Origin of the sequence: Streptomyces sp. GC420, assembly GCF_009916105.1 — a bacterium.
GTDB lineage: Bacteria > Actinomycetota > Actinomycetes > Streptomycetales > Streptomycetaceae > Streptomyces.
Genome location: NZ_JAAAXQ010000230.1, coordinates 1 through 13,131, shown reverse-complemented (window position 1 = coordinate 13,131; position 13,131 = coordinate 1). Strand labels below are relative to the sequence as shown.

Here is a 13,131-nt window from a genome sequence, read left to right as displayed (position 1 = left end):
GCCCCGCCCTCCGTGGCCCACACCAACCCCATCGCCGAGCAGCGCGCCGACCCGCACATCCACCGGCACACGGACGGCAACAACTCCTTCACCGTCTCCGAGGACGGCCGGAGCGACATCCTCGTCCACCACGACCGCGGTTACCGGGACATCACCGGCGACCCGCTCGACGACCCAAACCGCCGCACCCGCGTGCAGAAGCTGTACTGGAAGGCCGACGGCACGCCCGACTTCGGAATTCCCGTCGCGGACGGCGCCACCCCCGTCCGCCTCTCGTCCTACAACCACCCGACCCGCTACATCCGCCACCGGGAGTTCCGCGCCGGGCTCGAACCGGACGTCGCCCCACTCGCCGACTCCCGGTTCCGCGTCGTCCCGGGGCTGGCCGGGGACGGGGCCGTTTCGCTCGAATCGGCGAACCACCCCGGTCACTACCTCCGGCACAGGAACTTCGAGGTGTGGGCCGAGCCCGCCGACGGCTCCGCGCTCTTCGCGAACGACGCCAGCTTCCACCGGCGGGCAGGGCTCTCCGACCCGGCGGCCGGCGTCTCGTTCGAGTCCCACAACTTCCCCGGCCGCTACATCCGGCGCTACGGCTTCCTGCTCCACGTCCAGCCCGCGCAGACCGCCACCGACGCGGCGGACGCGACGTTCCACGCCGAATAGGGCCGCTCACACACCGTCCGCCCGGGCACGCCGACGGGCCGACGCCACGGGAGGACGCGTTGAACAGAACACTGAGGGCCGTGCTCGCCCTCGTCGCCACGCTGGCGGCCGTACTCGCCGTGCCGGGCGCGCCGGAGACGGCCGGGGCCGCCGCCCCGCCGCCGGGGCAGGCCACGCGGTACACGATGACCGCCTTCACCAACAGCAGCGAATCCAACATGTACGTCTACGAGTCACCGGACGCCACCGGGTTCACCCTGCTCAAGGGTCCGGCCTACACCCCGCCCTCCGGGATGATCCGAGACCCCAGTGTCTTCCGGCACACCGACGGCAACTACTACCTGACGTACACCACCCGCACCTGGTCTGCGCTGAGCACCACGATCGGGTTCGCCCGCTCGCGCGACCGCGTCAACTGGACGTTCCTCTACGACTACACGGTGCCGATCAGCGGGCTGCAGCGCGCCTGGGCCCCGGAGTGGTTCGTCGACACCGACGGCAGCGTCAACGTCATCCTGTCGGCGTCCGTCGCGGCCGACGGCGAGTGGGTCTTCAAACCGTACAAGCTCACCGCGACCGACCCGGCGCTGACCTCCTGGAGCACCCCCGTCCTGCTGTCCGGCCTCGGCCCGAATCACATCGACACCTTCATCGTCAAGGCCGGCTCCGTCTACCACGCGTTCGCCAAGAACGAGACGACGAAGTACATCGAGTACGCCACAGCCTCCAGCCTCACCGGCCCCTACACCTTCCGCAGGACCGGCGACTGGGCGGGCTTCGGCGGTTACGCCGAGGGGCCGGCCCTGGTGCCCCTCGACAACGGCGGCTGGCGGATCTACTACGACGCCTACTCCGCCGGGAAGTACTGGTACAGCGACAGCCACGACGACTTCGCCACCTGGTCCGCCCCCACCGAGCTTCCCGGGCTGACCGGCTTCGTACGCCACCTCACCGTACTCAGGGAGACCGTCCCGGGCGGCGTCGGGCTGCCCACCGGCACCACGAGGTCGCTCCGGTCGGTGAACCATACGGACCGCTACGCCGCCGTCCGCGCGAACGGCCTCGGACATCTCGACCCGGTGACCTCCTCCAGCAGCACCGCCGTGAAGCAGAGCGCCACCTTCACGGTCGTCCCCGGGCTGGCGGACGCCAATTGCTACTCCTTCCGTGACACCACCGGCCGCTACCTGCGTCACTGGGACTTCAGGGCCCGCTTCGACGACGCCGACGGCTCGGCCGTGTTCGCCGGGGACGCCACCTACTGCGCCCGGCCGGGCACGGCCGCGGGGTCCGTCCGCCTGGAGTCGTACAACTACCCTGGCCGCTACGTGCGCCACTACAACCACGAGCTGCGCGTGGACCTTCACCAGGACACCGATCTCTTCCGCGCCGACAGTTCGTTCAGCGCCGTCGCCGCCTGGGCGTGAGCCGGACGGCCCCGTCACCGCACGGTCACGGGGCCGCTGCCGCCGGCCGTCATCGACGGGCGGCGGGTCCGGGCCCGGCTCCCGCGATCACCAGGAGGACTTGGTGACTCCGGGGAGGAACCCGGCGTGCGCCTGCTGCCGCACCCGCACGCGGGAGAGTCCGAAGGTACGGAGGTAACCACGGGGCCGGCCGTCGACGGCGTCGCGGTTGCGGATCCGGGTGGCACTGGCGTCACGCGGCTGACGGCGCAACTCGGCTGCGGCGGCCCGTCGTTCGGCGTCCGTCAAGGAGGGGCGGCGGATGATCTCCTTCAGTTCGGTCCGCCTGGCCGCGTACCGCTCGACGACCTCCTTGCGCTTCTCGTTCCGCGCGATCTTGCTCTTCTTGGCCATCAGACCTTCTCTCCTCGCGCGCGGACGCGGGCCACCGCGGCCTCGATGCCGATGAGGTCGACGGTCTTGACCGCCCTGGCGCTGAGCGTGAGCCGCACATGGCGCCCCTCGCTGGGCAGCCAGTAGCGCTTGCGCTGGATGTTCGGGTCGAAGCGGCGCGGGGTGCGCCGGTGCGAGTGGGAGATCTTGTTGCCGAATCCCGGCCGTGCGCCGGTCAGTTGGCAGTGGGCGGACACAGTGTGGCCTGCCTCTCTTCGATCGAGCTGCTGTTGGTAATGGAAATCATTGCCATATACTAGCGCCCATGGCACGCAGCGAAGTACGGCCGGTCATCAAGCTCCGCTCCACGGCGGGAACCGGCTACACGTACGTCACCCGCAAGAACCGCCGCAACGACCCCGACCGCATGGTCCTGCGCAAGTACGACCCGGTCGTCGCCCGGCATGTCGAATTCCGCGAAGAACGCTGACCCCGAACCAGGACCCCGAACGACGGACCCCGAACCACGCCGACCCCGGAGCCGGAACGACGCCGGCCCCACTCCTGAAGGACACGTACATGAAGCCCGGAATCCACCCGGCCTACCGCCCTGTCGTCTTCCGCGACAAGGCAGCCGGCTTCGCCTTCCTCACCCGCTCCACGACGACCAGCGACACGACCGTGGACTGGGAGGACGGCAACAGCTACCCCGTGATCGACGTCGAGATCTCCTCCGCGAGCCACCCCTTCTACACCGGTACGGCGCGTGTCCTGGACACCGCCGGCCGGGTGGAGCGCTTCGAGCGCCGCTACGGCCGCCGCGGGACCGGCCGATGACGCACCCGAACCCGCTGCCGGTCCTGATCGTCGGCGGCCTCCACTCCGAAGCCCGCCGGGAGGTCGTCGCACGGCTGCTCGGCTCCGTCGACGGAAGCGTCGCCCTGCACCACGACCTGGCCACGGCCGCCGACGGCGTGGTACGGCGCACGGTCCGCGACGCGTCCGGCGAGATCTCGAACGGCGAGGCACCCCTGGTGAACGACTGCGCCTGCTGCGCCCTGCGCGAGGACCTCGTGCCCGAACTGCGCCGCCTGGCCGGAGACGGGACGACCCGGCTCGCGATCGTGGAGCTGTGGGACTCGGTCGAACCCAGGGGCATGGCCGAGGTCGTCGCCGCGCACAGCGGTGACGACCTCGCCCTGGCCAACGTCTTCACGGCCGTGGACGCCGCTCTGGTGCTCCCCTGCCTCGCCAACGGAGACGATCTCGCCGACGTCGGGCTCGCGGCCGCCGCCACCGACCGGCGCACCGTCGGCGACACCTGGGCCCGGCAGGTGGAGTACGCCCCGGTGCTCGCCCTGGTCGACAGCGAGGCGGCCGACGACGAGGACCGCGCCCTCCTCGCGCAGCTCCACCCCACGGCCTGCGCCGTGCCCGCCGGTTCCCGCGAACTCGCGCGGCTGGCCTTCGCCGGGTTCGACGTCGAGGCCGCGTCCGCCGCTCAGCACCCGGCCAGCGCCCTGCTCCCCCAGGAGGCGGACGAGGCGGGCGTCGCCACCCTGGTATGGCGCCGGCACCGCCCCTTCCACCCCGAACGCCTGTACAGGGCGCTGGAGGACCTCTGCTGCTCCGCGGTCCGCAGCCGCGGCCGCTTCTGGCTCGCCGACCGCCCTGACACGCTTCTCTCCTGGGACGCCGCCGGAGGCGCGCTCTGCGTGGAGAACGCCGGGCCGTGGCTCGCCTCGTTGCCGGACGCCGCGTGGGAACTGGTCCCGCCGCTGCGCCGGGCCGCCGCCGCTCTCGACTGGCACCCCGAGCACGGCGACCGCTGCCAGCACCTCGTCTTCACCTCCCCGGGCCTCGACCGGGACGGGCTGGCGCGGGTCCTGGAGTCCTGCCTGCTCACCGATGCCGAGTACGCCGCCGGGCCGGACGCCTGGAAACGGCTGCCCGCGGCGTTCGACTCCCTCCTGGACCCCGTCTCCTGACCCACCGCGTCCCGCGCGGCGCCGCCCAGCCCGGCGGACCACCCCGCACCACCCGAACGACCCGGACCCCACACGGCCCGGACGACCCGGCCCGGACCCCGGACCCCAAACGACCCGAACGCCTCACGGAGCACACACCCATGACCCGCCGTCAGGAATCCCGCAAGCCCGTCAAGTCCCGCCCCAACCCCTTGGACGCGGCCGGTATCACCCGCATCGACTACAAGGACACCGATCTGCTGCGCAAGTTCATCTCCGACCGCGGCAAGATCCGCAGCCGCCGGGTCACACGGGTCACCGCGCAGCAGCAGCGCAGGCTCGCCGCCGCCATCAAGAACGCCCGCGAAATGGCGCTCCTGCCCTACTCGAGCCGGTAGCCGCCCCCGCGGGGCGTCCCACCGGGACGGCGGCGGTCCGGCCCCGGGCCGCCCCGTCGCGGCTGTCCGGGTGTGCGGGCCCTGATCACGTAGGGTTGGCGGATGGCGAAGTACTTCGACGTGCACCCCGAGAACCCCCAGCGGCGCACCATCAGCGGCGTGGCCGACAGCATCCGCTCCGGCGCGCTCGTCGCGTACCCGACGGACTCCTGCTACGCGCTGGGATGTCAGCTGGGCAACCGTGACGGCATCAGCAGGATCCGGTCGATCCGGCACCTCGACGACCGTCACCACTTCACGCTGGTGTGCCGGGACTTCGCGCAGCTGAGCCAGTTCGTGCGGATCGACAACGACGTGTTCCGCGCGATCAAGGCGGCCACGCCCGGCAGCTACACCTTCATCCTCCCCGCGACGAAGGAGGTGCCGCGCCAGCTGATGCACCCGAAGAAGAAGACGGTCGGTGTCCGGATCCCCGACCACGTGGTCACTCAGGCCCTGCTGGCCGAGCTCGGTGAGCCGCTGCTGTCGAGCACCCTGCTCCTGCCCGACGAGGAGGAGCCGCTGACGCAGGGCTGGGAGATCAAGGAACGGCTCGACCACGTGGTCGACGCGGTGGTCGACTCGGGCGACTGCGGCACCGAGCCGACGACCGTCATCGACTTCTCCGGCGGCGAGGCCGAGATCGTGCGGCGCGGGGCGGGCGACACCTCACGGTTCGAGTAGCCGCCGGGCGGCAGCACCCACGTCACCCGGTCTCAGGCGGGGGCCGCCCGGCGCGGACCGCGGGTGGCCCGGCCGGCCGGGCCGCCGGAAGTGGCTGTACGGCGGGTACGCCCGGAAGCCGATGTCCAGCTCGGGAGATTCGGCCGGGGCCGGCGGCAGGCGCGTGGTCAGCGACCCGGCCGGCACGTCATGGCCGCCCGCCGCTCCCTTTCCCCGGGGGCCGGCCGCCCACTCGAGTTCCGTGGACGCGGACGCGCAGGCGTCACCCTGCTGGAGTTCCCCCGGGTCCTGACCGGCCTGCCACGCGGGCAACGCCCCGTCGCCGGAGCGGTGTTCGGCCGCCTCTGAAGCGCGCACGCCCCTGCCCGGTGGGCTCGTGGCGGACCCGGCGGCCCGGAGCTTGAACCATCGGATGGCCGGAAACGTACCCGCTGGTGAGCCGCAGTACACGCCCACCACGCACGGGAAGAAGGGGGGGCCTGCCATGGCCAAGCACGCCCGCACCGCCACCGAGTCGTACGACGACGTACTCGGGCCGCTCGCCCGGGCCATCGTCCGGCACGACGAGCTGATCGACGGCTTCCGGCGCCGCCGGAACCTGCGCGGCCTCCCGGCCGGCGGCACCGCGGCCGACCTCGTCAGAAGCAGACACCGGCAGTCGAGACACCTCGACATGGTCCGTGCGCTGCCGCCCTGGCAGCTCGTCGCCCTGCAGCGGCACTTGTCACGGATCGTCAGGTCGAGCGGCCCTCTCGCCGAGGCGCACCGCAGCGGGCGGCTCCAGGGGACGATGTTCGTCCTCGGGCTGCCGCCCTCCGCTCGCGGCAGCGGCGGGTGGCCGCCGGACCGGCTGCCGTGAGAGCGGCCCTCCGCGGTCCCACGCCGGCCGGTGAGGCGAGTGGCCCGGCGGTTCGTCCGGCCGGGGCGGGCGGCCGGGGCCGGGCGCGGCAGGGAGCCGCCCGTTCGACGGGTGCCCCGTGGCCGCGGACAATGGGGAGGGCACGAATCCGTACGCGTCCGCGCGACAGGGCCCGCGCCACGTGGTGATGCCCGGCCGGGCGGTGACGGGGTGGTCGGTGGTGCGGTGGCGACCTGCCCGGCAAGGTGGTGACGATGCCGACGTGGCGACTTCGGGACTTCCACGACGACGACCTGGACCGCGCCATCCAGATATGGGACCAGGACCGGCAGGCGGACGATTCGCCTCCCGTGTTCCCCGTCTCCGAGGTCATGGCCGCCGCCCGGTCGGGCGGACCCGCCGTGGTCGCGGTGGTGGGCGAGGACATGGTCGGCATGGCCGTGGCCCAGGCCCACGGCGACCGGGCCTGGATCACGCTGGTCGCCCTGGCCGCGGCGTGGCGCAACCGCGGGATCGGAAGCGCCCTGATCGCCGAGCTCGAGCGGCGCCTGCGGGTGCAGGGGGTGCGCCGGATCTCCGCGCTGCTGCCGCCGGGGGCCACCGGGACGGCGGCCCTGGACAACTCCGGGTACCGGACCCGCAGCGGGCTCGTCCTGTACGAGAAGGTCGAGCATCTGGGTCCGAGCGACGCGGGGCTGCTCACGGAGCTCGGCGGGCGGGTACTGCCGCAGGGGCTCTGGGACGCGCTCGCGGGCATGGAGCGGGAGAAGCAGGCCATCGAGCGGCGGATCGTGCTGCCGCTGGCCGAGCCCGTGCTGGCCGATCGCTACGGGGTGATGCCGCCCAAGGCCGTCATCCTCTTCGGCCCGCCGGGGACCGGGAAGACCAGCTTCGCCAAAGCCGTCGCCTCGCGGCTTGAGTGGCCCTTCGTGGAGCTCTTCCCCTCCCGGCTGGCGTCGGGGTCCCCCGGGGGTCTGGCCACCTCGCTGCGGGACACGTTCGCCGACCTGGCGGAGCTGGAGACCGTTCTGCTCTTCATCGACGAGGTCGAGGAGATCGCGGGCGTACGCTCCGGTCCGGCCGTCGGCCCCGGTCACGGGGTCACCAACGAACTGCTGAAGCTGATCCCCGGCTTCCGCGACCACGACGAGCGGCTGCTGATCTGCGCCACCAATTCCGTCCGCTCCCTCGATCCGGCATTCCTGCGCCCCGGCCGGTTCGACTACGTCATCCCGGTCGGTCCTCCCGATCCGGTCGCCCGTGCCGCGATCTGGCGGCGCTATCTCGGCCCTGCCGCCGAAGGCGTCGAGCTGGACCGGCTGGTGGCGGCCAGCGAGATGTTCACGCCCGCGGACATCGAGTTCGCCGCGCGCAAGGGCGCCCAGGCGGCGTTCGAGCGGGAGCTCACCGACCGCACGGGCGCACCGGCCGGCACGGGTGACTACCTCGCCGCCATCGCCGACACCCGGCCGACCCTCACGGAGCAGGCGCTCACCGAGTTCAAGGAGGACATCGAGCGCTACGTGCGCATGTGACGGGCGGGAGGCGCTGCCGCGGTGAGCCGGGCGTGTGGATGAGCGGGAGACGGGAACCCGCCAGGCGGCCGTACCGGCCGGACGCCGTACGACGACACGACGGCTGCCCGGATGCCACCACGCACGACAAGGAGCGAGCGGACCATGGGACACGGCGGGAACGTCATTGACGAATTGACCACGGACCATCGCGAGGTGGATTCCCTCTTCGAACGGATCGAGGCGCTGCCCGCCGGCGACCGGCGGCGTCGTGAGCTGGCGGACGAGCTGACCATCGAACTGGTGCGGCACTCCGTCACCGAGGAGCAGTACCTGTACCCGGCGGTGCGCCGCTTCGTCGACGACGGGGACGACATGGCCGACCAGGAGATCGCCGAGCACGCCGAAATGGAGCGCATGCTCAAGGAGCTCGAGGGCTGCGAACCGGATGACGCCCGGTTCGACATCCTGATCGCTCGGCTGAAGTCCTCCGTGAGCGCGCACATCACCGACGAGGAGGACCGCCTGTTCAACCTGCTCGCCGAGGCGTGCTCCGCGGAGTTCCTGGAGCGGCTGGGCGGGAAGGTACGCGCGGCGAAGAAGACCGCGCCCACTCGTCCGCACCCCGCGGCACCGGACACCCCGCCCGCCGACAGGATTCTCGATCCCGGAGCGGGCATGGTCGACCGGATGCGCGACATGCTCAGCGGGCGCGGCGGGCACTGACCCCGGGGCCACGCGTCGGGCCCGGGCGCCGACGGCGCGTGTCAGCGGGCCTCGGCGAGGAGGCTGAGCCGGTCGAGCGCCCGTTGAAGCACGGCGTCCACGTCGTAGTCGTCCATGTCTCACGCCTTCCCCGTCTCTCACCGTGCGTTCCCCGTTCCCGTCCCGCACCGTGCGTTCACCGGGGCGGGTGCCCCACCGCGCGGTCGCCAGGGGCCGTTCGGGGCTGCTCGCGCCGCGTCGCGCCGGAGACCCTGGCCAGGACCTCTCCGGTCACGGGGCCGACGGCCACGACGGTCAGCTCCGCCGGGAGCCGCTGGGAGGGGTTCACCAGCACCCACCGCACGCGGTGTCCGCGGACGACCGTTCTCCGGTACGCCGCGGTCGACCCGGGCGCGAGGTATGCCGAGACGGTGTTCCAGCGCCGCTGCCGTTCCGGTTCCGGCAGTGCCGGATCGGGCCAGGCCGGGGCGACGAGGAACACTCCGTAGGCGGGGAGCACGCGCATCGCGCGGTAGTCGTTCGTCAGCACCACGTCGCCCGGGGCCAGGTGCCGCGCCGCCCAGTCGTACGACGGCCAGCGCGGTGGCTGCACGAAGCCGACCGGGTCGACGGCCCGCGGCACCACGGCGCCCGCGTGCACCGTGAGCAGGGCCAGGCACGCGCCGGCGGCCGCGAACGGGGCCAGGGCGCGCCGGGCGCGGCCCGGCCGTACGAGCTCCACGGCCAGGGCGACCTGCGCCGGGATCAGCGCCAGGCCCGTCACCCGCCCGTAGGCGGAGTGACCGCTCAGCCGTCCGTACAGCACGATCACGCAGAGCACGGCGAACATGAGGACCAGCGGGTCGCGCCGGTCCCGCCGCCATCGCAGCCACAGGGCCGGCACGCCGAGCAGCAGCCCGATCCAGGACCGGGCGAGGAGGTCCTCGTACAGCGCGTCGTGGACATGGTCCACCCGTGCGTCACGGACCAGCGAGAGGACGTCGAAGTACGGCCAGCTCACCGCGGCCGCGATGAGCAGCGCGCCGGTCAGCGCCCACCGTCCGGCGATCCGCGCCGGGCGGCCCCGCTGCCACCCGGCCGCCAGGCAGGCCACGCCCGCCAGCGTGGCGACCCCCGTGATCGGATGCGTGAGCACGACCAGGGCGCACAGCAGGCCGAGCCGGGCGTACGCCGGAAGGGACGCCTGCGCGCGGGCCACGTGTCCCGCCGACGCCCAGACGTGGAGGGTCAGGCCGATCGCGAAGGCGCTCGGGTACGAGAGGTTCACGGCCAGCGAGGTCAGGCCCAGGAAGCCGCTCCACCAGATCCCCTGGGTGCCCCACAGGAGCACGATCGCGCCGAGCGCGGCAACCGGCGCCCAGGGCCGTGCGCTGAACAGCCGGGTGAAGCGCCGGACACCGGTCAGCAGTACCAGCAGGTTGAGGGGGACGAAGGCGAGGACGACGTACCGGCCCGGCAGCCCTGACAGGACGGACATCAGCCCCTGGGCCAGCGTGTACGGCGAGTAGTACGGGCTGCCGGCGCCCGGCACGCCGACCACCGGGTGTGCCGGATCGAGCGGGTCCGCCCTGAGCCGCTCGACGACGGCGGCGTGCAGTCCGAAGTCGCAGCAGTGGGGAAGCCGCCAGGAGGCGGCGGTCATGAGGAGCAGGAACAGGCAGGCCACTGGGAGATACGGGCGAGGCCGGCGGCCGGCCCGCTGCCCGGTCGGCTCGCGTGTCGCCCGGGCGGCGGCTGTGGGGGCGGAGGTGTGCACGGGTGATGGCTTCCACGCGGCGGCCGTACCGTCCCGGATGCCACGCCTTCGGGTGCCGGGTCCCCGACGCTGTGGCGGGGGGGCTGTGCGGCGTCGTGGCTGCGGACTACGGCCGGTCCGGACGGTGACAAAGAGCCCGGCGCGCCACGCGCCTCATCCGGAAGGGCGAGCCGGTGGCCGCCGCGCCGCTCGCACCGCCGAGGACCTGACCGTCCTGAGGGTGGCGCGCAGGACGATCCCCACGCCGGGCGAGACGAGCCCCCAGTAGCGGCTGAAGCGGGCCGTCGACTCGGGGTCGGTGCAGACGGTGCGCGCCTCGTAGGTCAGCAGTGAGCGGTCGGTGCCGTAGGGGTGGACGACGAAGGCGGCGGCAGTCTTCGCCCAGCCGGGCTCCGTGAAACGGGCGAACTCCGCGGACTCGGTCCGGTGCCACTCGATGACGGGCCTCCACACCTTGGCCACCGCGCCGAAGACGATCTCGCGCCCCGGGTTCTCGGCCAGGGCGACCCAGGGCTGGGCCCGGCCCTCCGTCCCCGGCGTGTCGAAGAGGTCGGCGACCCGCAACGACGGCAGCACGGGCGCGGGCCGGTGGCGGAGCCTGTCCGGCACTCCCCGTGCCCAGGTGACCATGTCGAACAGCGGGGAGTGGACGGACAGCAGATCCAAGGAGCGTGTGGCGGCGTACGTCACCTGAGGCGCCGCGGGAATCATGACGCACTCCAGGCGGGAGTAGCGGGTCTCCGGCAGCACGGCGTCGAACAGCAGCGGGGCCGTGGGGTATTCGAGGGCGGGGCCGGCGTTCATCGCTGCCTCCCTGATCAGGTTCGTCCGCAGTGGGCCGGTCCGCCGTGGCCGGCGCACGCCGTACGCGGGTCTCCCGCGGCCCGGGGCCTCATGCCTGGTCGCTGTCCTTGAGCGTGCCCCACCCGTGCCAGCGCTCGATCTCGATCCAGGCGCTGAAGCGCCGCCGGTCCCGCCGCGGATAGGCGTTGCCCTGGTACTGGTGGGCCAGCCGGTCGATGTCCTTCAGCCCTTGGTCCTCGCGCAGTTCGGCGACGCGCCCGATGATGCTGAGGTGGGTGTACCAGTTCTCCGAGTCGAGGACGGTGAGGGTCACGCGGGGGTCGTTGCGGATGTGCTCCAGCCGCTTGCGGCCCTCGTCCATGTTGACCAGTACCCGGCCGTCGTCCCACAGGTACCAGGTGGCGGTCGACACCGGCCGGCCGTCCGGCCGCAGGGTGGTGATGACGGCCGGGTTGGCCTTCGACAGCATCGCGACGGCCGCTGCGGGGAGCGGTGGTTTCGACATACCGGCGTTCCTCTCGGGGACGTTGTGCCTGTCTTCCTGCAGCCTGGCTCACAGCCGGCACGGCGCGCACGCACCGCGCCCCGTCACCGGGAGGGCGTGGGCGACGGCGACTGGGATGTCGGGACGGGAAGGTTGAACACGTGGTCGGGTGTGACGATGCGGGTGATCGCCTCGCCGAAGAGAGTGCTGGGCTCCGTCCCGTCCTTGGTGATGTCGGTGTTGAGGAGGACGACCATGGTCGCCTGCGCCTCGGGGAGGTACACCGTCAGGGACTCGTACCCGGGCAGTGAGCCGTTGTGGCCGATCCAGCCCTGCACGTCGAAGATGCCCAGGCCGTAGCCGGCGCCCGGAACGGGGCTGGGACCCGTCCTGAGGCGCTCGGCCTGTGTGCCCGCGGTCAGCAGTTCGCCGGTGGCGACGACGCGTGCCCAGGTGCGCAGGTCCCGCAGGTCGGAGATCATCGCGCCGGCGGCCCAAGCCCACGAGGGGTTCCAGTCCGTGGCGTCCTCGACCTTGCCGGAGGCCGTCTGCTCGGTGTAGCCGTGGGCGTGCGGGTCGGGGAACTCCGCTCCCGTGGGGAAGACGGTGCGGCGCAGCCCGGCGGGCTCGAGGACGTTCCGTTCGATGAACTCGTGCAGGGGCAGGCCGCCCGCCTTCTCGACGACCAGGCCGAGCAGGATGGCGTTGGTGTTGCTGTACTCGAACCGCTCACCGGGCTGGAACCGCACCGGGTGTCTGAAGGAGTAGTCCAGCAACTCCTGCGGGGTGAAGGGACGTTGCGGATCGCTGGTCAGCGCCTTGGCGAAGTCCTCGTCCATGGAGTAGTTGAACAGCCCACTGCGCATGTCCGCCAGGTCGCGCAGGGTGATGCGGTTGCCGTTGGGCACGTCGTCGACGTACTTCGCGATGGGGTCGTCGAGTCCGGCCTTGCCCTGGTCGACGAGGCGCAGCAGGGCGGTCACGGTGAAGGTCTTGGTCTCGCTGCCGATCCGCATGAACAGGCCTGGTGTCATGCGCGTTTCGGTGGCCTTGTCGGCGACACCGAAGGCGCGGACGTAACTCCCCTTGCCGGGGGCGGACAGTCCGACGATCACGCCGGGCACCCCGGCCTCGCGCATGACCCGCTGGATCGCGGCGTCCAGGCGTTCCGCGACGTCGGAGTCGAGTTGGGGGAAGCCGGCGGTGGCGGAGGCCGATCCGGAGGGGGACGGCTGCGAAGCGGTCGCGCCGTACGCGGCACCCGCGGAGGCCGGCACCACCAGCATCGCCGTTGCGGCCAGACCCACGCATGCCCTGCGCCAGCGCGTCTGCGAGTACGCCATGGCAGCCTCCCGCCGCACGAGGACGACACTCCCCAGCCAGACTAGGCCGGGCCCGGCGCCCCCGCATCCCGGTGGTGGCCGCGGTGCGGGGG

The 13,131-nt window shown here is 72.5% G+C and carries 16 protein-coding genes; 10 read left to right on the top strand and 6 right to left on the bottom strand.

Annotation, left to right across the window (positions count from 1 at the left end; all coding sequences use genetic code 11):
• Both GUY61_RS24795 and GUY61_RS24790 read left to right on the top strand, forming a co-directional pair.
• On the top strand, nucleotides 1-666 hold a 666-nt coding region (locus GUY61_RS24795), incomplete at its 5' end, for an AbfB domain-containing protein (protein ID WP_166632461.1).
• A gap of 59 nt (nucleotides 667-725) precedes the next feature.
• Nucleotides 726-2,093: a glycoside hydrolase family 43 protein gene (locus GUY61_RS24790; protein ID WP_166632460.1), complete on the top strand. Its 1,368-nt coding sequence runs from the start codon at nucleotides 726-728 to the stop codon at nucleotides 2,091-2,093.
• An 87-nt stretch (nucleotides 2,094-2,180) separates the two neighbouring features.
• On the opposite strand, the gene rpsN is transcribed toward GUY61_RS24790, so the two are convergent.
• Nucleotides 2,181-2,486, bottom strand: coding sequence for a 30S ribosomal protein S14 (gene rpsN, locus GUY61_RS24785; RefSeq protein WP_166632459.1), 306 nt, complete (start codon nucleotides 2,484-2,486; stop codon nucleotides 2,181-2,183).
• Nucleotides 2,486-2,722, bottom strand: coding sequence for a 50S ribosomal protein L28 (gene rpmB, locus GUY61_RS24780; protein ID WP_166632458.1), 237 nt, complete (start codon nucleotides 2,720-2,722; stop codon nucleotides 2,486-2,488). The genes rpsN and rpmB overlap by 1 nt, the downstream gene beginning before the upstream one ends.
• A gap of 68 nt (nucleotides 2,723-2,790) precedes the next feature.
• Between rpmB and rpmG the strand changes: the two genes are divergently transcribed.
• From rpmG to GUY61_RS24740, 8 genes are all read left to right on the top strand, one after another.
• Nucleotides 2,791-2,955 (top strand): 50S ribosomal protein L33, encoded by a 165-nt coding sequence (gene rpmG, locus GUY61_RS24775; protein ID WP_166632457.1) that lies wholly within the window; start codon nucleotides 2,791-2,793, stop codon nucleotides 2,953-2,955.
• Nucleotides 2,956-3,044: 89 nt separating this feature from the next.
• A complete protein-coding gene (locus GUY61_RS24770; protein ID WP_166632456.1) occupies nucleotides 3,045-3,302 on the top strand; it encodes a type B 50S ribosomal protein L31 in 258 nt (85 codons plus the stop codon).
• Nucleotides 3,299-4,453, top strand: a complete 1,155-nt coding sequence (locus GUY61_RS24765) for a GTP-binding protein (protein ID WP_166632455.1) — start codon at nucleotides 3,299-3,301, stop codon at nucleotides 4,451-4,453. The genes GUY61_RS24770 and GUY61_RS24765 overlap by 4 nt, the downstream gene beginning before the upstream one ends.
• Before the next feature lie 140 nt (nucleotides 4,454-4,593).
• On the top strand, nucleotides 4,594-4,830 hold the full coding sequence (rpsR, locus tag GUY61_RS24760; RefSeq protein ID WP_166632454.1) for a 30S ribosomal protein S18: 237 nt from the start codon (nucleotides 4,594-4,596) through the stop codon (nucleotides 4,828-4,830).
• Nucleotides 4,831-4,932: 102 nt separating this feature from the next.
• Nucleotides 4,933-5,553, top strand: coding sequence for an L-threonylcarbamoyladenylate synthase (locus GUY61_RS24755; protein ID WP_166632453.1), 621 nt, complete (start codon nucleotides 4,933-4,935; stop codon nucleotides 5,551-5,553).
• Nucleotides 5,554-6,037: 484 nt separating this feature from the next.
• The gene (locus GUY61_RS24750; protein ID WP_166632452.1) at nucleotides 6,038-6,412 is read left to right on the top strand and encodes a hypothetical protein; all 375 of its coding nucleotides are present in this window, start codon (nucleotides 6,038-6,040) and stop codon (nucleotides 6,410-6,412) included.
• 254 nt (nucleotides 6,413-6,666) lie between these two features.
• Nucleotides 6,667-7,947, top strand: coding sequence for an ATP-binding protein (locus GUY61_RS24745; RefSeq protein WP_166632451.1), 1,281 nt, complete (start codon nucleotides 6,667-6,669; stop codon nucleotides 7,945-7,947).
• 144 nt (nucleotides 7,948-8,091) lie between these two features.
• Nucleotides 8,092-8,652: a hemerythrin domain-containing protein gene (locus GUY61_RS24740; protein ID WP_166632450.1), complete on the top strand. Its 561-nt coding sequence runs from the start codon at nucleotides 8,092-8,094 to the stop codon at nucleotides 8,650-8,652.
• A 175-nt stretch (nucleotides 8,653-8,827) separates the two neighbouring features.
• On the opposite strand, the gene GUY61_RS24735 is transcribed toward GUY61_RS24740, so the two are convergent.
• The 4 genes from GUY61_RS24735 to GUY61_RS24720 all read right to left on the bottom strand — a co-directional run bounded on the left by GUY61_RS24735 (nucleotide 8,828) and on the right by GUY61_RS24720 (nucleotide 13,039).
• Nucleotides 8,828-10,318 (bottom strand): hypothetical protein, encoded by a 1,491-nt coding sequence (locus GUY61_RS24735; RefSeq protein WP_208106423.1) that lies wholly within the window; start codon nucleotides 10,316-10,318, stop codon nucleotides 8,828-8,830.
• A 243-nt stretch (nucleotides 10,319-10,561) separates the two neighbouring features.
• Entirely contained in the window at nucleotides 10,562-11,212 is a 651-nt protein-coding gene (locus tag GUY61_RS24730) for a hypothetical protein (protein WP_166632449.1), read from the bottom strand.
• A gap of 88 nt (nucleotides 11,213-11,300) precedes the next feature.
• A complete protein-coding gene (locus GUY61_RS24725) occupies nucleotides 11,301-11,717 on the bottom strand; it encodes a PPOX class F420-dependent oxidoreductase (protein ID WP_166632448.1) in 417 nt (138 codons plus the stop codon).
• A gap of 83 nt (nucleotides 11,718-11,800) precedes the next feature.
• The gene (locus tag GUY61_RS24720; protein WP_166632447.1) at nucleotides 11,801-13,039 is read right to left on the bottom strand and encodes a serine hydrolase; all 1,239 of its coding nucleotides are present in this window, start codon (nucleotides 13,037-13,039) and stop codon (nucleotides 11,801-11,803) included.
• Between the last annotated feature and the right edge of the window lie 92 nt (nucleotides 13,040-13,131).

Excerpts from the sequence above, each read along its gene's own strand:
- rpsN (WP_166632459.1), bottom strand. The coding sequence starts at position 2,486 with ATGGCCAAGAAGAGCAAGATCGCGCGGAACGAGAAGCGCAAGGAGGTC.
- rpmG (WP_166632457.1), top strand. The coding sequence starts at position 2,791 with ATGGCACGCAGCGAAGTACGGCCGGTCATCAAGCTCCGCTCCACGGCG.
- GUY61_RS24770 (WP_166632456.1), top strand. The coding sequence starts at position 3,045 with ATGAAGCCCGGAATCCACCCGGCCTACCGCCCTGTCGTCTTCCGCGAC.
- GUY61_RS24765 (WP_166632455.1), top strand. The coding sequence starts at position 3,299 with ATGACGCACCCGAACCCGCTGCCGGTCCTGATCGTCGGCGGCCTCCAC.
- rpsR (WP_166632454.1), top strand. The coding sequence starts at position 4,594 with ATGACCCGCCGTCAGGAATCCCGCAAGCCCGTCAAGTCCCGCCCCAAC.
- GUY61_RS24755 (WP_166632453.1), top strand. The coding sequence starts at position 4,933 with ATGGCGAAGTACTTCGACGTGCACCCCGAGAACCCCCAGCGGCGCACC.
- GUY61_RS24750 (WP_166632452.1), top strand. The coding sequence starts at position 6,038 with ATGGCCAAGCACGCCCGCACCGCCACCGAGTCGTACGACGACGTACTC.
- GUY61_RS24745 (WP_166632451.1), top strand. The coding sequence starts at position 6,667 with ATGCCGACGTGGCGACTTCGGGACTTCCACGACGACGACCTGGACCGC.
- GUY61_RS24740 (WP_166632450.1), top strand. The coding sequence starts at position 8,092 with ATGGGACACGGCGGGAACGTCATTGACGAATTGACCACGGACCATCGC.
- GUY61_RS24730 (WP_166632449.1), bottom strand. The coding sequence starts at position 11,212 with ATGAACGCCGGCCCCGCCCTCGAATACCCCACGGCCCCGCTGCTGTTC.
- GUY61_RS24725 (WP_166632448.1), bottom strand. The coding sequence starts at position 11,717 with ATGTCGAAACCACCGCTCCCCGCAGCGGCCGTCGCGATGCTGTCGAAG.
- GUY61_RS24720 (WP_166632447.1), bottom strand. The coding sequence starts at position 13,039 with ATGGCGTACTCGCAGACGCGCTGGCGCAGGGCATGCGTGGGTCTGGCC.